Annotated in this window: 9 protein-coding genes; 3 read left to right on the top strand and 6 right to left on the bottom strand. The window is 71.9% G+C overall.

Features of this window, described 5'->3' with window-relative positions; translation table 11 throughout:
* Nucleotides 1-609: 609 nt before the first annotated feature.
* From FHR82_RS27410 to FHR82_RS27400, 3 genes are all read right to left on the bottom strand, one after another.
* Entirely contained in the window at nt 610-807 is a 198-nt protein-coding gene (locus FHR82_RS27410) for a DUF6222 family protein (protein ID WP_184813443.1), read from the bottom strand.
* A gap of 126 nt (nt 808-933) precedes the next feature.
* Nucleotides 934-4,119: a non-ribosomal peptide synthetase gene (locus FHR82_RS27405; protein ID WP_184813442.1), complete on the bottom strand. Its 3,186-nt coding sequence runs from the start codon at nt 4,117-4,119 to the stop codon at nt 934-936.
* A 130-nt stretch (nt 4,120-4,249) separates the two neighbouring features.
* Nucleotides 4,250-5,239 carry a PLP-dependent cysteine synthase family protein gene (locus tag FHR82_RS27400; protein ID WP_184813441.1) on the bottom strand — a complete coding sequence of 330 codons (990 nt, stop codon included), beginning with the start codon at nt 5,237-5,239 and terminating at the stop codon, nt 4,250-4,252.
* Nucleotides 5,240-5,600: 361 nt separating this feature from the next.
* Between FHR82_RS27400 and FHR82_RS27395 the strand changes: the two genes are divergently transcribed.
* The 3 genes from FHR82_RS27395 (at nt 5,601) to FHR82_RS27385 (ending at nt 8,631) form a co-directional block, all read left to right on the top strand.
* The gene (locus tag FHR82_RS27395) at nt 5,601-7,163 is read left to right on the top strand and encodes a 4-hydroxyphenylacetate 3-hydroxylase N-terminal domain-containing protein (RefSeq protein WP_184813440.1); all 1,563 of its coding nucleotides are present in this window, start codon (nt 5,601-5,603) and stop codon (nt 7,161-7,163) included.
* 103 nt (nt 7,164-7,266) lie between these two features.
* Nucleotides 7,267-8,310 carry an NAD-dependent epimerase/dehydratase family protein gene (locus tag FHR82_RS27390; protein WP_184813439.1) on the top strand — a complete coding sequence of 348 codons (1,044 nt, stop codon included), beginning with the start codon at nt 7,267-7,269 and terminating at the stop codon, nt 8,308-8,310.
* 150 nt (nt 8,311-8,460) lie between these two features.
* On the top strand, nt 8,461-8,631 hold the full coding sequence (locus tag FHR82_RS27385; RefSeq protein ID WP_184813438.1) for a hypothetical protein: 171 nt from the start codon (nt 8,461-8,463) through the stop codon (nt 8,629-8,631).
* Nucleotides 8,632-8,703: 72 nt separating this feature from the next.
* On the opposite strand, the gene FHR82_RS27380 is transcribed toward FHR82_RS27385, so the two are convergent.
* The 3 genes from FHR82_RS27380 to FHR82_RS27370 all read right to left on the bottom strand — a co-directional run bounded on the left by FHR82_RS27380 (nt 8,704) and on the right by FHR82_RS27370 (nt 18,368).
* Nucleotides 8,704-11,790 (bottom strand): AfsR/SARP family transcriptional regulator, encoded by a 3,087-nt coding sequence (locus FHR82_RS27380; protein WP_184813437.1) that lies wholly within the window; start codon nt 11,788-11,790, stop codon nt 8,704-8,706.
* Nucleotides 11,791-12,096: 306 nt separating this feature from the next.
* A complete protein-coding gene (locus tag FHR82_RS27375; protein WP_184813436.1) occupies nt 12,097-12,546 on the bottom strand; it encodes an acyl-CoA thioesterase in 450 nt (149 codons plus the stop codon).
* A gap of 8 nt (nt 12,547-12,554) precedes the next feature.
* Nucleotides 12,555-18,368, bottom strand: a complete 5,814-nt coding sequence (locus FHR82_RS27370; protein WP_184813435.1) for a type I polyketide synthase — start codon at nt 18,366-18,368, stop codon at nt 12,555-12,557.
* Nucleotides 18,369-18,419 lie beyond the last annotated feature (51 nt).

The following is an 18,419-nucleotide window of genomic DNA, read 5'->3' as shown; positions in this document are numbered from 1 at the left end:
GACCTGCGCGGCGCCCCGCGCGGCACGTACGGCCAGCGCCGCGGCGTCATGGCCGCCGAGGTGGTCGGCGAGCCGACCGGCGGATCAGGGCCGCCGCGAGCGCCACCTCGGGTGGGCCTGGCGGTGCTCGACCTACTCCTTTCGGGTGGTCTGGACCTGTCGCCAGCGGCTGGTGCCGTCGCCGCTCGCCACGCGGGCGGCCGACCTGTCGGCCTGGTAAGCGAAACCACCACTCGGCGCATGGACAAGGTCGACTACGACGCACGGCCCACTCCGGCTACGCCGGGGGCAGGCAGCCGTCGCGCCAGGCGTCCCGCACCTGGATGGCCGCGTCTGCCGGGACGCCCGCCCGCCGGCCCGGCTGGACCTCGGCTCGGGCACCGGCCGCAGGACCCCCGCACCGGCGACGTCCCTCGGCCGCCCCGGCCACGGCGTCGAGCGGTCGGGCAAGGTTGGGGGAGCAAGCCCTTTCCCAACCCGGCCGACACGTACGTGGGCCGGATCCGCCGCTCGTCTTCCGGCGGCCGCGGTGACCGTCCACATCAGGCAGAACCACCGCGGCCCCGCGACCCGGGAGGGTGCGGGACCGCGGCCTGTGGTCAGCGCGCGCTACGCGGCGTCCCGCATCTGCTGGCGGGCGCGCTCGTCGGCCTCGATGTCGGCCAGGATGTCCGCCCAGACGATGCCCCTGGCCAGGTTGGCCTGCGAGTAGGGCAGCAGGTCCTCGAACGGGCTCAGCGGCGGGGGTGGCGTGTCCACCTCGTTGCGGGAGGCAGGGTCACGGGACAGTCCGTCGAACAGGGACATGGTGTTCACCATCCTTGGGTTGTGGCGGTGGCCGGCTCAGCGCAGGTGGCGGCCGGTGCGTCGGGGGCCTTCATGAACTCGCCGGTGCTCGTCGTGCCGCCGCCCGGCACCCGAGGGCCACGGTGCTCACCCGATCCTGGTTTCGGGCACCGCGACTGCTCCGCCCGACGAGGCGGACCGGGCCGAAAGGCCCGCGATCGTGGGGTCTGCCAGGAACTCGCGCACCGGCACCGCGACGCCCACCCGCTCGAACACCCGGCTGAGCAGCACGGGCACGAGGAGCGAGTGCCCGCCTGCGGCGAAGAAGCTCTCGTCCGGACCGGCGGGCGCGGCGCCGACCACGTCCGACCAGACCGCGGCGAGCGCGTCCGCCACCTCGGCCTCGGCGGGCACCGCGGTCTCGGCGGCCGCCGAGGTGGCGCCGGGCACCGGCAGCCTGCGCCGGTCCACCTTGCCGCCGAGGTTGCGGGGCAGCCCGAGCATGGTGTGGAACGACAGCGAGTACTTCGACCGGCCGAACCGCGCCTGCAGCACAGCCCGCCAGTCCTTGGCGGAGCCGAGTGCCGCGCCCGTCTCGTCCCGCACGGGCACGACGTGGGCGACCAGCCGGGTCACCAGTCCCTCCGCGTTGGTGACGGCGGTGACGGCGCACTCGGCGATCGACTCGCACTCGGCGAGCGCGGTCTCGAGGTCGGTGAGCTCGATCCGGACGCCCTGGAACTTCACCTGCAGGTCCTGGCGGCCGAGGAACTCGAGCGACCCGTCGAAGCGGCGGCGGCCGAAGTCGCCGGTCCGGTAGCACGGGACGGCCGCGACGCCGTGCCCGTCCGGTGCGCGCGGGGGCTCGAACGCGGCGCGCTCGCCCGCCGCCGCACCGGTGTACCCGGTCGTGACGTGGGGGCTCAGCACGACGAGGTGACCGGTGACGCCGGTCGGGCACGGGCGGTCCTGGTCGTCGACGACGAGGACCTGCCTGCCCGCGATCGGGCCGCCGATCGGCACGATCCCGGACTGCTCGCCGGTGACCTCGTACCAGGTGGCGAGGATCGTCTCCGTCGGGCCGTAGAGGTTGACCAGCCGCACCGACGGCAGCGCCGTGCGCACCGCGTTCGCGAGCTCGCCCGGCAGCGCCTCGCCGGCCAGCAGGAGGTGGTCGAGCGCGCCGAGCGAACCGGCGGTGTCCTGCGGGGTGGCGGCCTTCGCGGTGGCGGCCTTGAGGATCTCGCGCGCGAACGTGGGCACGGTCTGGAACACCGTGATCCGTTCGGCCGCGAGCCAGTCGACGAGCTTCTCCGGGTGCGCCCGGATCCGGTCGGGCACCAGGTACAGCGTCGCGCCCGAGGTGAGTGCCGCGAAGGTCTCGACCAGGCTGGCGTCGTAGCCCGCCGCGGCCCACTGCGCGAGCCGCGCACCCGGTCCCACGCGGAACTCGTCCGCGAACCAGCCCACGAACTGACTGATGCTCGCGTGCGTGGTGGGGATCCCCTTGGGCTTGCCGGTCGAGCCGGAGGTGTACGCGACGTAGGCGCGTGCGTCCGGCTGGGACGGTGCGGGGACCACCGCGCCCGGCTCGCCGAGGTCGGCGACGTCGAGCACCCGGCCGGCCAGCTGCTCGCGGTACCAGCTCGCGAGGTCGTCGGTTGCGGTGTCGCCGGCCGCCAGCAGGCAGACCGGCCGCAGGTCGTCGAGGACGGCCCGGCCGCGTTCACCCGCGTCACCGGTGCCGAGGCACACCAGGTGCGCGCCCGCGTCGAGCACCCCGAGCAGTGCCGCGACCTGTTGCGGCCCTTGGGGCAGCCGCACCGCGACCGCCGCGCCGTCGACGGCGCCTGCCGCGCGCAGCGCGGTGGTCACCGCGCCCGCGTCGCGGACCAGGTCGCCGTAGCTCGTCACCGTGTCGCCGAGGACGACCGCGGGGGCGTCCGGGTGCGCGTCGGCGAACGCGTGGATCCTCGTGCCCACCGTGGTTCCGTCGCCGTCCTCGGCGGTCAGGTCGGCCGCGCGGGTCGTGGCGAGCAGCCGGTCCGGCGCCTCCAACGGCAGTTCGCCGATTGGCAGCGCAGGCTGGTCGACCGCGGCGGTGAGCAGCGTGCGGAGCTGCTCGATCAGCTGGCGGGCCGAGCCATCGTCGAACAGGCCCGTGCGGTAGACGAGCGAACCGGAGACGCCGTCGTCGGCGCCGCCGACCCGGTGGATCGTCAGCGTGACGTCGGCCGTGACCGCCGGGCCTGCCGTGGCGACGGCGCGCACCTCGGTGCCGACGAGGCGTGGGGCCGGCCGCGTCGCGTGCACCAGCAACGCGTCCACGAGCGGCGTCCGAAGTGGATCGCGCTCTGGCCGCACCGCGCGCACCACGTGGTCGAACGGGACGTCGGCGTTGGCGCGCGCGGTCGTCGCGGTGGCCGCGACCCGGCGCAGGTGCTCGCCGAACGTAAGTCCGTCGGTGAAGTCGGCAGGGAGCACGACGAGGTTCTCGAACGCGCCGACCTGTCCGGCGTCGTCCGGCCGCCGGATGCTGACCGGCACGCCGACCGCCACCCGCTCCGCGGCGCTCTGCCGGTGCAGCAACGCCTGGAACGCGGCGAGCAGCACGACGTCGTCGCTCGTGCCTTCCGCGTCGGCGAGGGCGACGATCGCGGGGGCGACCCGGTCCCACACGAAGTCCACGACCCCGCCCGGTCCCACGGGACCGTCGCGCCGCGGCCGGTCGGCGGGCAGCGCCAGCGCCGAGGGCGGCGGGGTGAGCACCGAGGTCCACCAGTCGAGCGCGCCGTGCTCGCCCGGCTCCTCGGCGCGCTCCCGTTGCCACTGCGCGAAGTCCGCGTACCGAGGGGCCGACCGCGCCAGCGCGGGCCGCACCGCCGCGATGGCCGCGGCGTAACACGCGGACAGCTCGGTGAGCAGGATGTCCGCGGACAGGCGGTCCACGACGGCCGGGTGGGTGTCCAGCACCAGCAGGTGCTCGGTGGGGCCGGTCGTGACGAGGGTGAGCCGGGTGAGCGGCCCGGCGTCGAGCCTGCCCGCGTCGAAGGCGTCGGGCGCCGCACCGGTGACGACCCGCAGCTCGTTGTCCGCCTCGGTGCCGACCTCCCGCTGCGGAATCCCGTCCGGTGCCGCGAAAGTAGTGCGCAGTGCCTCGTGCCGGACCACGAGCGCCCGCCACGCGGTCCGCAGCCCCGCGACGTCCAGCTGACCGGTGACCTCGTAGGCGTACCGGTGCGCGGGTGTCGGACCGTCTACTTGCGACAGGTACCACCAGCGGTCCTGCGCAGGCGAGGTGACGAGGCGGGGAACGTTCGAGTCGAGTGCCATGTCCTCGCTCGGCCTCCGTCTCGTTGCTGGCTTTGCCGGAATCGTCGCGGCGCGGGCTCTCCAGCTCGTGCCGCACGATTCAGAATCACATTCACCGGTCCGCCGCCGCATCTCCGGTAGTGCCGCGACCTCAGCCGGCCACGCGCGCCAGTTCGACCTCCTCGGACGCGCCGAGGAACTGGTCGCCGTAGAGATCCCCGCGGTCGGGGAAGAACGTCAGGATGTTGCGGGCGCCGGTGCGCGCGGCGAGCTGGTCGGCGCCCATGAACGCGACGCCTGAGCTCCCGCCGACGTAGATGCCGCGCCGGGCGAGTTCCTTGCAGCCCGCCGCGGCGTCCGCATCGCTGAAGTAGTCGACGTCCTCCACGAGGTCCAGGTTCGACCCGATCACTTCCGGCACCGTGTTCTGGTTGCCGATGCCGCGCAACGCGCTGGGGGACGGGCGGCCGCCGAAGGTGATGGAGCCGACCCGGTCGGCCACGTAACAGGGAATGCCGTGGGAGCGCAGCATCTCCGACAGCGCGACGAAGTGACCGCCGGTGCCGACCACGAACACCGCCGCGTCGATCCAGTCCAGGTCGAGCTTGGGGGTGACACCCGGCAGCAGCCAGCGCCGGTACACCGCCGGGTTCAGGTCGGAGTTGTTCTGGTTGGTCCAGAACATGCCCGGCCGCGCCGCCATCCGCGCCTGCCGGAGGTCGTCGCGGGCCTGTTGTGTGCCACCCGTGGGGTGCGGCCCGTCGACGAGGTGCAGCCGCGCGCCGAGCAGTTCGATCTTCCGCCGGGACACGACCGGCACGTTCGGATCGGTGACCAGTTCGACGGGGTTGCCGAGCACCTTGCCCGCGAGCGCGAGGCTCACCCCGAACGAGCCCGATGTGGACTCGATCACCGGCTGGCCCGGTTTGAGCAGTCCCCGTTCGTGGGCGAGCACCAGCATCCCGAAGCCGAGGATGGACTTGAAGCTCGACTCCGTCGTTGTCATACCGAAGATGGCGCGCAGTCTGCCCCGCCCACCGGCGATCGGGCCGCAGTCGATGACCGGCAGATCGGCGAAGCCCTGCAACATCCTCTGTGCGACGAGCCGCGGTCGTTTGATGTGGCCCCAGTCCTCGATCACGAGTCGGTCCCTCCTTCTGACAGCGGCGGATCGCCCGTCCAGTCGGCAGGTCCGGTCAGCATGTGCCGCTCGAACGGACTTGTGGTGGTGAACACACGACCCAAGTGCACAGCAGCGCAAGATCTTTGTCGTCTCCCGCGTTGCTTGACCAACTGCGGGGCGGTTCTTGGCCGCACCTGGGAAGCGGCTGGCGGCGGGGTGGACCGAGATTGCCAAACCCAGGAGTCCGCGGTTCGCCGTCGGTGTTTTCCGCATCATGGAAGAACTTCCAGGGGTGCGACCGCATCCGGGAAGAACAACCCGCGGTGCTTTCGCTGGCACGATGGGCCACACGGGCGAGGTCTCACCGAGAGGAAGTCCGATGGCTGAACCGGAGCACGGTGGTACTGGTACGCGTCCGCTCACCGGCGCCGAGTACCTGGAGAGCCTGCGGGACGATCGCGAGATCTACCTGTACGGCGAACGGGTCAAGGACGTCACGTCGCACCCGGCCTTCCACAACCCGGCCAGGATGGTGGCACGGCTCTACGACGCGCTGCACGACCCCGCGACCAAGGACGTGCTGACAGGTCCCACCGACACCGGCAGCGGCGGGTACACCCACCGGTTCTTCACCACGCCGCACAGCGCGGAGGACCTCGTCGCCGACCAGCGCGCCATCGCCGCGTGGTCGCGGATGAGCTACGGCTGGATGGGCCGCACGCCCGACTACAAGGCCGCGTTCCTCGGCACGCTCGGGGCGAACTCGGACTTCTACGCGCCGTACCAGGACAACGCCAAGCGCTGGTACAAGGAGTCGCAGGAGAAGGTCCTCTACTGGAACCACGCGATCGTGCACCCGCCGGTGGACCGCAACCGCCCGCCGGACGAGGTCGCCGACGTCTTCGTGCACGTGGAGAAGGAGACCGACAGCGGGCTGGTCGTCAGCGGCGCCAAGGTCGTCGCGACCGGGTCGGCGCTCACGCACTACAACTTCATCGCGCACTACGGCGTGCCGATCAAGGACCGCAAGTTCGCCCTCGTCGCGACGATCCCGATGGGCGCGGCCGGGATGAAGCTGATCTGCAGGCCCTCCTACACGGCGACGGCCGCGGTGATGGGCAGCCCGTTCGACTACCCGCTCTCGTCCCGCCTGGACGAGAACGACACGATCCTGGTGCTGGACAAGGTGCTCATCCCGTGGGAGAACGTGTTCATCTACGGGCACCTCGGCAAGGTCCAGCTGTTCACCGGCCGGTCCGGCTTCCCGGAGCGGTTCACCTTCCACGGCTGCACCCGGCTCGCGGTCAAGCTCGAGTTCATCGCCGGGATGCTGGCGAAGGCGGTGGAGATCACCGGGGTCAAGGACTTCCGAGGGGTCCAGTCGCGACTCGGTGAGGTACTGGCCTGGCGCAACATGTTCTGGGCGCTGTCGGACGCGGCCGCCCGCAACCCGGTGGAGTGGAACAACGGCGCCGTGCTGCCCAACCCGGCCTACGGTCTGGCCTACCGGTGGTTCATGCAGATCGGCTACCCGCGTGTCAAGGAGATCATCCAGCAGGACATCGCGAGTGGACTGATCTACCTCAACTCGAGCGCCGAGGACTTCAAGAACCCGGCGATCCGGCCGTACCTCGACAAGTACGTGCGCGGCTCGGGCGGCGTCGAGGCGGTGGACCGGGTCAAGCTGATGAAGCTCCTGTGGGACGCGACCGGCACCGAGTTCGGCGGCAGGCACGAGCTGTACGAGCGCAACTACGCGGGCAGCCACGAGGCCACCCGCGTCGAGCTGCTCAACTCGCAGATCGCGAGCGGTGAGGTGGACGGCTACAAGGCGTTCGTCGACCAGTGCCTCGCCGAGTACGACCTGGACGGCTGGACCGTGCCGGACCTCGCCTCCTACCCGGAGATGCGCGACATCCGCAACGGCCTGATCAACGGCTGAGCGGTCCACCCCTCCGGCGAGGAGCCCCGTAGGCCACAGCGTGTCCGGTGAGGACTGAGCACCCCCGTGCGGCAGGCGCCGCGGGAACGACGAGGAGGTCCCGATGCTGGTAGCCGTCACCGGGGGTACGGGGTTCGTGGGTGCCCATTCGGTCGCCGCGATCCTGCGGGCAGGCCACCGGGTCCGGCTGCTGGTCCGCGCGGAGTCCACCGTGGAACGTGCGCTCACACCGCTGGGCGTCGACCTGGCCGCGGTGGACGTGGTCGAGGGCGACGTGCTCGACCAGTTCCGCGTGGACCGTCTGCTGCGCGGCGCCGACGCGGTGCTGCACGCGGCGTCGGTGTACTCGTTCGACAGCAGGCGGCACGCGGAGCTGGCCAGGACCAACGTCGCGGGCACCGAGGTCGTGCTGGCCGCGGCGCGCAGGGCGGGCGCCGGGCGGATCGGGTACGTGTCGAGCTTCGGTGCGCTGTTGCCCGCCGAGGGGCGGGTGCTGGGGCCGGACTCGCCGGTCGGCAGGCCCCGGGAGGCGTACCTCGCGAGCAAGGCGGCGGCCGAGGCGGTCGTCAGGGAGCACCAGGCGGCCGGCGTGCCGGTGACGATCACCTACCCGCCGGGCCTGCTGGGGCCGCACGACCCGAAGGGCGGCGACCAGGTCACGCGGCTGCGCAACGCGCTGCGCGGCCGGATGCCGATCTGGCCGCTCGGCGGGCTGCCCATCGGTGACGTGCGGGACACCGCCGCCCTGCACGCGGGGCTGTTCGCGGAAGAGGGGCCCGCGGAGAACCGCCTGTTCGGCCCCGGTCACTACCTGACCACCCGCCAGTACGTGCGGACCCTGCGCGCGGTCACCGGCAGGGCGCTGCCCACGGCGTACCTGCCCGCCAGGGCCATGCTGCCGCTGGGTCTGCTGGTCGGCGCGGTGCAGCGGGTGTGGCCGTGGCACATCCCGGCCGAGTACGGCGCGATCTACACCGCGGCCTGCGCCACCCGCGTGGGGGAGCCGGCGAGCACCGGCGGGGTCGCGGCCCGGCCCGCCGAGGAGACGTTCGCCGACACCGTTCGCTGGCTGCACCAGGGCGGTCTCCTGTCGGCGCGGGCGGCTGGCGCGGCGGCCTCGGAAACGCATCCGGCTATCGCGCGATAACGCGCCTACTGCCGCTCTATCCGATCGCTATCGGCCGGCGAAGGAATGCGTTAAATCCATCGAAAATCAACTAAAGGCGAGCCACTGTCTACTGGTTCTCGAGCGGGGTTCCCGCAGAAAGAAATCCAGAAACATCTCGGAGGCTTTGCCATGTCTGCCATTCGCAAGAGCGCGCTGTCCGCCGCCGCACTGTTCCTGGGCCTGTCCGCCCTGTTCGTCGGAGCCGGCACCGCCGCGGCCGAGGACGACTGGAACTCGCCCACGGCGAACGTGACCATGCTCCTGGACTGCGAGGACGACTGGAACACGCCGTGCCCGTGAGCCCGGTGGTGTGATCAAGGGGTGGCAGGCGACTGACTCGGGGGAGTTGTCCTGCCGCCGCTCCCGGAGGGGTCAGGGAGAAAACGCGTTACCCCGGTTGCGTTCGAGTTCCTTCCGCAACCGGACGGCCTCGGTGGATTGCACCGTGCCGAGCAGTTCGATGGCCGCGTCGAGATCGCGGGCGGCCGGGTTGTCCTCGCCCCGGCCGTCATGGCTGTCCGACCGGAGGATCAGGGCTTTGGCCTGCCAGATCGTGGCGCCGAGTTCGGCGAACCGCGCGAGAGCCGCGTCGATGTGGCTCGCGCCGGCCGCCTCCTGACCCCGGGACAGGGCAATCTCGGCGAGCGCGTAGTGGGCGCTGCCGGCGACCATGCGCTGGCCGACCTGCTGAGCGAGGGATAGAGCGTGCTGGAGGGTGGTCTCCGCGTTGTCCAGTCGCCCGGAGCGTTGGCGGACCACCCCCAGCCGGTACAAGGCGTGCGCCTCACCGATGCGGTCACCGATGTCGCGCACGATCAGCAGTACCCGGTTCAGCGCCTGGTGCGCCTCTTCGATCTGGTTGACGAACAGGTGCAGCTCGGCGAACCGGTTGAGGACCTGGGCCTCGCCACGGAGGTACCGCACTTCCTGGCAGCGGGTCAGCGCCGCTTCCAACAGGTCCCGCGCGCGGTCGGCGTCCCCCTCGTCGATGCAGACCTTCGCCATGTGCTGAAGGATGTGAGCCTGGCCGACCAGGTCGCCGACCGCGCGCATCTTCTCGAGCGCCACCTCGTACATCGCCATCGTCGCCTCGGTCCCGTGGCGCATGCGGTGCAGCGTCGCCAGGTTGCGCAGCGCGAGCGCGTGGCCGTGCTCGTCGCCCAGCTCCTCGAAGATCTCCAGCGCGGCGGTGTAGCAGCGCTCGGCCTCGTCGAGGCGGGTCTGCTGCTGTGCGTGCAGCGCGCCGAGCGAGAACAGCATCGCGGCCCGGCCGCGCTGGTTGTCCGCCGCCTCCGACGTCGCGAGGGCCAGCTCGGCGGTCTCCCGCCAGTCGTCGAAGTGGCCCTTGAGCTGGAACAACGTCACCGAGGTGAGTGCGAGGTCCCAGCACGCCTCCGCCATCTCGTGGTCGGCGGCCAGGCGGACCGCCGACACGAGTGAGCGGCGCTCGCTCTCCAGCCAGTCGATCTGGTTGACCATCTCGTCGGCCTCCTCCAGCTCGGCCGCGCGGCCCCAGCGGGAGGTCGTACCGTGGATGATCGTGTAGGCGCCGCCGTACTCCTTGGCGTGCGCGTGGTCGGCGCGGGCGAGCCAGGCGCCCAGCAGCCGCTCGACCGTCTCCGTCTGCTCGGCCGCGGACTCCGTGGTCTGCAACTGCTCGGTCGCGTACACCCGGATCAGGTCGTGGAACCGGTAGCGCAGCCGTTCGCCCGGGTACTGCACCGTGTCCAGCAGCTGCGCGTCGACCAGCGTCTCGACCACCTCGAAGGCGTCGTAGGGGTCCACGTCCAGCAGCGCGGCCGCGGTCCACCACGGGAAGTCCGGGGTGGTGATCAGCGCGAACCGGCGGAAGAGCCGCTGCCCGTCCTCGGACAGGACCTCGTAGCTCTGGCCGATGTTGGAACGCAGCACCAGGCCGCGGAACGACAGCTCGTCGAGCCTGCGCACCGAGTCGCGCAACCGGGCGACCAGCACGTCGATGCGCCAGTGCGCGCGGGAGGCGAGCCGCGCGCCCGCGATCCGGATCGCGAGGGGGAGACCGCCGCACTGGCTGACCAGCTCGCGCGCCGCCTCCGGCTCGTTGCGCATCCGCTCCTGGCCGACGATCGTCGCGAACATCTCCAGCGCGTGGTCGACGTCGAACACCTCGATGGCGACCTGCAGCGCGCCCGGCAGGCCGGACAGCCGGGTCCTGCTGGTCACGATCACCGCGCACCCCGGCCCGGCCGGCAGCAGGGGGATGACCTGCTCCTCGTCGGTCGCGCCGTCGAGCACGACCAGCACCTTCTTGTTGGCCACGCGGCTGCGGTACAGCTCGCCGCGCTCCTCGTCGTCCTCCGGGATCGCGTTGCCGTCGATGCCCAGCGCGCGCAGGAACCGGGCGAGCACGCCGCGGACCCGGTCCTCGCCGGTCGTGGACTCGAGGTCGCCGTAGAGGTGGCCGTCGGGGTAGGCGTCGCGCAGCTCGTGCGCGGCCCGCACGGCCAGCGTGGACTTGCCGACGCCGCCCTTGCCGGAGATTGCGACGATGCGCGTGCCGTAGTTGACCGCCTCGGGGTCCCCGTGGTCGTCGAGCGCGTTCTTGATCTCGGCGAGCTGTGCGGCCCGGCCGGTGAAGTCGCCGATGGTGGCCGGCAGCCTGCGCGGCACCACCGTCTGGGGCACGACGGTGACCGGGGTGGTGCGGCCGTCGACGCCGGACACGGCGATGTCGAGCTTGGGGTCGCGGTTGAGGATCGCGCTCTCGAGCCTGCGCGCGCTCTCGCCGAGCTCGATCCCGAGCTCCTCCATCAGCGTGGCCCGCGCCTGCCTGCACACCTCGAGCGCCTCGGCCTGGCGGCCCGCGCGGTACAGCGCGAGCATCAGGTACTCGTACAGCCGCTCGCGGAGCGGGTGCTCCTTGACCAGCGCGAACAGCTCGCCGATGATCTCGTCGTGCCGCCCGAGGGTGAGGTCGAGGCGCAGCCGGTCCATGACCGCGGCGACCCGGGCGTCGTCGAGCTGGGCCGCGTTGCGGCGCAGCAGCTCCGAGTTCATGCCCGCCAGCGCGGGCCCGCGCCACAGCGACAGCGCGCTGCGCAGCGTGGCGACCGCCTCGGCCACGCGGTTGGCGTCGACGTGCGCCCGCGCGGCGGTCACGAGGCTCGTGAACTGGGCGACGTCGAGGTCGTCGTCGGAGATGTCGAGCAGGTAGCCGGGCGGGCGGGTGCGGATCTGGGCGGTGTCACCGGCGCCCGCGAGCACCCGGCGCAGGCCGGACACGCAGATCTGGATCTGGGCGCGGGCGGTGGTCGGCGGCGCGGACTCCCACACGGCGTCGATGAGCTGGTCGACCGGGACCACTCGGTTGGCGTTGAGCGCCAGCAGCGCGAGGACCACGCGTTGCCGGGCGCCGCCGAGATCGTGCTCGACGTCGGCGACGGACAGCGTCAAGGGCCCGAGCAGTCGAAGCGCAAGCATGTCTCGCCCCCCACCATGGCCGCCGGTGTCTGGTCATCGGCTTTTCGTCAGCGGATGTGAGGCCCCTTGACCAGGTACGTCGGCACAGTCTCTCACAGACGACGGCGCAATGCGGGCACCATTCCGAACGGAGCGGTCGAATTGCGCTGACGGGCCGCTTGAATTCGACGGTAAACTGTGCAGGTCGAATTCCCGTCCGGTGTGTGGGTGATTCCCTGGCAGAACCGGAAAGTGGACACACACGGACACGTCGACCAGGTCGCTACGACCTGGTCGACGTGTCCGTGTCCGCTCGTCCCGGCGGGGTCAGCTCACGCTGGCCGCCTCGGTGCTGTACGGCACGAGAGCCTCACGCAACTCCGCGGGCACCCTGGTGGGGACCGTGTTGTTGTTCGGGCCGCGCATGCACGCGATCCGCTGCTTGCCCCGTGCCACGAGCACTTCCTGACCGTCCCGCACCTGCACGTAGTCGAACGCGAACTCGATCTGCGTCTGGGTCAGTTCGTCCAGCCGCAACCGCACGCTGACCTCCTCGAAGGCGGCGATGTCGGCGAAGAACTCGCAGCCCGCGTTGAGCGTGAACAGCTTCAGGTCGTCCTGCAGGATCTCCGACATCACCGAGGGAGCCATGTCGTTCAGGAACTTCTCCCGGCAGTGCCCCTGCCAGCGCAGGTAGTTGACGTAGTAGACGTTGCCGACGATGTTCGTCTCCTCGAACCCGACCTTGTGGCGGATCTCGAAGTAGCCGGCGCTCATGTCGCTGCTCACCCCTCTCCGGCGAGGACGGCGAAGACCACCGGCTCCTCGAGGTCGTTGAGGGTGGTGACCCAGGTGGCGACCCGTGCGTTCCCGGAGGACAGCACGACCCAGCCGTCCGCCGTGACCCGGTCCACCGTGAGGTCCCGTGCCGTCGTGCCGGTCTTCTGCAGGCACTCCAGCGCGGACCAGAGCCGCGTGGACGCGGTGTGCACGTCCTCACCCGACTCCGCCACCACCAGGTCGCGGACACCGCCCAGCTCGCGGCCGAGCAGGTCGGCCCAGTCCGCCTCACTGCGCTCGACCACGGCCTCCACGTCGGCGCCCAGCCTGCCCTGCCCGGTCACCACCAGGGTCACCCCGGCGCCGTGCGACGCCGAGATCGAGGCACCGTCCACCTCGGGCTTGCCGTCCGGGCGGTACCGCACGGACACCGGGCCACCCAGGGCACGGCTCGCGGCCAGCTCGGTCTGCGCCCGCCGGTCGGCGGGCTCGCCGGCCACCGGGTCCGGCTCGACGACCACCGCGCGGGTGCCGCCGATGACCTGCTCCAGCGTCCGCTCCAGGTAGCCGCTGAGCATCGAGGACACCCAGGGACCCGAGGCGTCCTTGCGCCGCACGGCCCGCAGCGTCAGGCCTTCCCACCGCTCGACCAGCCTGCCGGTGGGCTCGAGGACGTCGACGTCGTAGATGTAGCTGTCGCCGTCCTGCGACCGTTCACGAGCGTCCAGCACCACGTACTCGACCTGCTGGTCCGCGGGCTGGGCCAGGTACAGCCGCTCCACACCCTGCGGCAGCAGTGTCGCGTCGGGCACGCAGCACTGCAGTGCGTGCATCACCGCGTCACGGGTGCCGGGGTCGGCCAGCACCTGCTCCTGCGGCAGGTAGGCGGCGAACCACGGCGCCGGTGTGGTGGTGGACAGCTCCGCCACCGCGTGCCGGGCACTCGCCCGCCGGTACCCGAGGACCCGCTGGAACCGCTTGCCCTGGAACATCACGCCGCCGTACAGCTCGGTGATCGGGTCGAGCGGCACCAGCGGCAGCTGGGTCGCCGTCCGCTCCTCACCCGAGTCGGCCGGGGCCGGCCGGGGGAACCGGAGCGTGGCGCGGAAGTGGTCCGCGCTGAACCCGGTGTCCTCCGAGCGGATCGCGACCGTCACCGTCTCCTCGTCGCGGGCCAGTGCGGCGAGCCGCACGGCCGCGGCCGAGCCGGGCCGGACCACGATCGGGCGCAGGAACTCGATGTCCTCCAGCAGCGGCGCACCGGTCTGCCCGGTCAGCGCCGTCGCCACCTGGCTCATCGCCTCCATGCCGACGACCGCGGGGAAGAGCAGGTCCCCGTCCAGCAGGTGGTCGGACAGGTACGGGTCGCTGCCCGGGGACAGCTCGACCTCGGTGACCAGCTCGACCTGCGGGTAGTGCACCAGGACGCGGTCGACGAACCGGGCCAGTGGCAGTTCCTCGCTCGTGTCGAGCGGCAGCGTCGGCAGCCCGCCCATCCGGCCGGTGATCGTCACGATCGGGCCGGCCGCCGGGTCCGCCAGCACCTGGCGCAGCACCTTCAGGCCCTCGTCCACCGAGACCGGCGTGATGCCGTCGCGGACCAGCGCCTCGACGACGCCCAGCCGCTCACCCATGCCCGCACCGGACCAGACCGACCACTCCATCGCGATCGCCCGCGAGTTCGGGTGCGCCCGCTGGAAGTCGACGGTCATCTCCGACATCCAGTCGTTCGCGGTCGAGTAGTGTGCCTCGCCGCGCAGCCCCGCCCGGCCGATGATGCTGCCGAACGTGACGAGCAGCTTGATGCCGTCCTGGTTCACCGAGTCGAGCACCGCGCGCAGGCCTGCGATCTTGACGGCCAGCGTCTGGTGGAACCGCTCCTCGGTCAGGTTGGACAGCGCGGCGGGCTCGTTGCGGCCCGCGCCGTGCATGACACCGGTGACCGGGCCGAGGTTGGCCTCGAACGCGGCGACCGCCTGCGCGACCTGCTGGGGGTCGGTGACGTCGGCGCGCTCGTACTGGCACACCACGCCCGCCTCGGTCATCCTGGCGATGTTGGACGCGATCTCCTCGTCGTCCTCCGGGGCGTCCCGGCCGATCAACGCGAGCTTCGCACCCGAGTCCAGCGCCATGACCAGCGCGCACTCCGCGGTGATGCCCTTCGCGCCACCGGTGACCAGCAGCACGTCGGAGCTGTCGAGCGGGGTGCCCACCGGCGCCTCGGCCGGCGGTTGCACCACGGTCAGCACCGGCTTGGTCCGCTGGCCCTCCGGCGTGTAGCGGACCTCGCTGAACACCGTGGTCGCGGCCGCCTCGGTGATGACCCGCTGCACGGCCTCGTCGATCGCGGTCGCGGTCGACGGCGCGAGGTCGGGCAGCGAGACGATCGTCGTCGATACCTCCTGGGCCTCCAGGAACGCGGTCCTGGCGAGCCCCGACGCGCCGAACTTGTTCTGCACCACGACGAACCGGCTGCCCGGCGCGGCGGCGGCCGCCGCCTTGCCGGCACCCAGGATCAGGTCGACGTGCTCCTCACCGCTGTCCGGCAGGACCAGCAGCACACCGTCGCCGATGCCCGCCTCGTCCAGCGCGACCCGCAGCCGCTCCGCCAGCGGGTGGCCCGCCGGGGCGAACGCCTGCCAGGTGCCCACCGACCCGGTGCCGGTGCTGACCCTCGGGGTGCGCGCCTTGACGTAGTCGACCCGGAAGGGCCGAACCCACTGCGCGACACCGGCGACCTCGTTGCTGCCACCGCCGTCGCCGTCGCCGGCCGACTCGGCCAGCTCGTCGATGATCTCGGCCAGCTCGCCCAGCGTCACGGTGGCGAAGTTGGTCGTCGCCTCCAGCGTGGGCAGGCCCAGCCTGCGGGTGACCTCGTTGACGATCTGCCCGACGGTGATGGAGCTCAGGTGCAGGTCGTCCAGCGGGTGCGTGGCCGCCGTGACGGTCTCCAGCGGCAGCTCGACGCGCTCGGCGGCGAGCTGGCGCAGCAGGTCGAGCGTGGACGTGCCGTCCTCGCCTGCCTCGGCGGTCTCGGTCTCGGCCTCGTTCGCGGCCGGGTTGAGCGCACCGAACTCGGTGATGCCGATCGCCAGGTCCGGTGCCGCCTCGCACGGGCTCGCCAGGAACGTGAACTCACCCGACAGCGAGATCGGCCGCCGCACCCGGTCGGCGAACAGCGCCTCGGTGTCCACCTTCGCGCCCAGCGCGTAGGCGGCGCCGACGACCGACAGCAGCGAGGACAGCGACTGGCTGTCGGTGTCGACAGACAGCACCGGCACGTCCGGCGCGATGTCGCGCAGCAGCCCGGTCAGCACCCGGCCGGGACCGACCTCGATCGCGAGGTCCGCGCCCTCGGTGGCCTTCGCGGCCGCCTCGTGGAACCGGACCGGGGCCACGATCTGGTCGCGCAACATCGCCCGCAGGTCGGTGCTCGGGTCGAGCACCTCACCGGTCACGGCGGACACGATCGTGCGCCCCGGGATGGCGAAGTCGAACTCGGTGAGCCGCTCCGTCATCGCCTCCGCCGCGGGCTGGACCAGCGGCGAGTGGAAGGCGTGCGACACGTTGAGCCGGTTGGCGGTGATGCCCTCGGCCCTGGCGGTCTCGACCACGCGGTCCACGGCACCCGCGTCACCCGCGATGACCGTCTGCTTCGGCCCGTTGTACCCGGCGATGACGACCGGCTCGTTGCCGAACAACGACCTGGCCTTGTCGGCCGTGGTGGCGAGGCCGGCCATCGCGCCGCCGCCCTGGCTGGCGTTGGCCATGACCGCACCGCGGGCCGTGGCGAGGCGCACGACGTCCTTGCCGCCCAGCACACCGGCCCAGGCCAGCGCGGTGAGCTCGCCGAGGCTGTGGCCGACCGCGACGTCCGCGTCCACGCCGAGGTTGTGCAGCACCCGCAGCGCCGCGACCGACCCGGCGACGATCCGCGGCTGCGCGACCTCGGTGGCGACCTGGTCGCCGTCGGTCGGCACACCCGCGTGCTCGAACACGGCCTCCGCCGCCGCGAACCTGCGGCGGATCGCGCCGACCGCGCCGCGCCCGGAACCCTGACCCGGGAACAGGTAGGCGATCCTCGGTGCGCTCTCGCCGCGGTCGAGGTACACGCCGTCCGCGGTGAACAGGCGGGTGTCCTCGGCCAGCGCGGCACCCAGCCGCTCCAGCTTGCCGACCGCGTCCTCTGGGCTCGTGGTCACGATCGCGGCCCGCACCGGACCGCCGGTCAGCTGCCCGGCCAGTGTCCCGGCCAGGTCGGCGATCTCGGCGAACGACAGCTTCGCCACCACGTCGACCAGCCCGGTGACCTGCTCGGCCAGCGTGGCGTTGTCGGCCGCGTCGAGCAGCAACAGCTCGGCGTCCTGCCTGCCGCTGTGCAGTGCCGCGGCGTCCTTCGGCAGCTCCGACTGGCGCGTGGTGCCCGGGGCCTGCTCCAGCGCGATGTGCGTGTTCATGCCACCGAAGCCCATCGCCGACACACCGGCGCGGATCGGCACGTCGTCCGGCCACAGCTCCGGTGTGCTCGGCACGTACAGCGCCGGGTTGTCGCCGGTGAGCTTCGGGTGCGCGTCGAAGTGCCCGGTCGAGGGCGGGATGACCTGGTGGTACACCGACAGCGCGGCCTTGATCAGGCCACCGACACCCGCGGCGGCCTTGGTGTGGCCGATGTTGCCCTTCAGCGAGCTGATCGCCGCAGGCCTGGCCTCCGGGTCGGAGTTGCGCCGCGCGGAACCGATGGCTTCCAGCTCGACGGCGTCCCCGAGTGCGGTGCCGGTGCCGTGGCCCTCGAAGTAGGCGACGGTCTCCGGGCCGTACCCGGCGCGGCTGTACGCGCGGCTGATGGCGAGCCGGTGCCCGGCCGCCTCCGGCCGGGTGATGCCGCCCTTGCCGTCCGAGGACATGCCCCAGCCGGTGATCGACGCGTAGATCCGCAGACCGCGGGCGATCGCGTCCTCCTCGCGCATCAGCACGACGACCCCGGAGCCCTCACCGGGCCAGAAGCCGTTGGAGTCGGCGTCGTAGATCTTCATCTCGCCGGTGGACAGCGCCCCGGTCTTGGCGAAGCCGATCACCTCGAACGGGTCGATGGACAGGTCCACGCCACCGGCGAGGCACACGTCCAGGTCGCCGTCGACCAGTGCCTTGGACGCCGTCGCGATGGAGATCAGCGACGAAGAACAGGCGCCGTCGACGGTGTAACCGCCGCCGCCGAGGTCGAAGTAGTTGCAGACCCGGCCCGCGATGGTGTTCGCGAGACCACCCGCGAGGGTGTCCTCGTCGATCGCGGGGAACGGCGCCTTGTACACGGGCTCGAGGTCGCGCAGGAACGCGGACGTCTCGTCGTCGTCCCAGCCCTTGGCCGACAGCGCGGCCGCGAGGGTGCGCCGCACGTATGGCCAGCGCAACCGCATGAGGTTCGCCCGGGAGAACTCACCCGTGAGGCTGTTGCCGAACACGACGCCGGTGGCCTGCTTCGGCAGGCCCTCCGCGTCGGGGAAGCCCGCGTCGGCCAGTGCCGTCGCGGCGACGTCCAGCGCCAGCCAGTGAGTGAGGTCGGTCGACCGGAAGGTGCTGCCGGCGACCTTGTACTTCAGCCGGTCGAACTCGAAGTCCCTCAGCACGGCCGCTTTCTTGGAGTAGAAGCGGTCCGGTGCGTCCTGATCGGCGGAGTAGTAGTCCGCCTGGTTCATCCGCTCGTCCGGCAGCCTGCGGAACGCACGGCGTCCCGCCAGGACGTTCTCCCAGAGTTCCTGGGTGCTGGCGGCGTCGGGGTAACGAAGTCCGATGCCGACGATCGCGATTCGTTCGGTGCTCAACCTGTACCGCCTATTCTCGACGACCACCCGACCGAATCGGCGCGCGAATAA

Origin of the sequence: Actinophytocola algeriensis (assembly GCF_014203735.1) — a bacterium.
In the GTDB taxonomy this organism is placed as follows: domain Bacteria; phylum Actinomycetota; class Actinomycetes; order Mycobacteriales; family Pseudonocardiaceae; genus Actinophytocola; species Actinophytocola algeriensis.
This window is presented reverse-complemented; position numbering and strand designations above follow the sequence as displayed.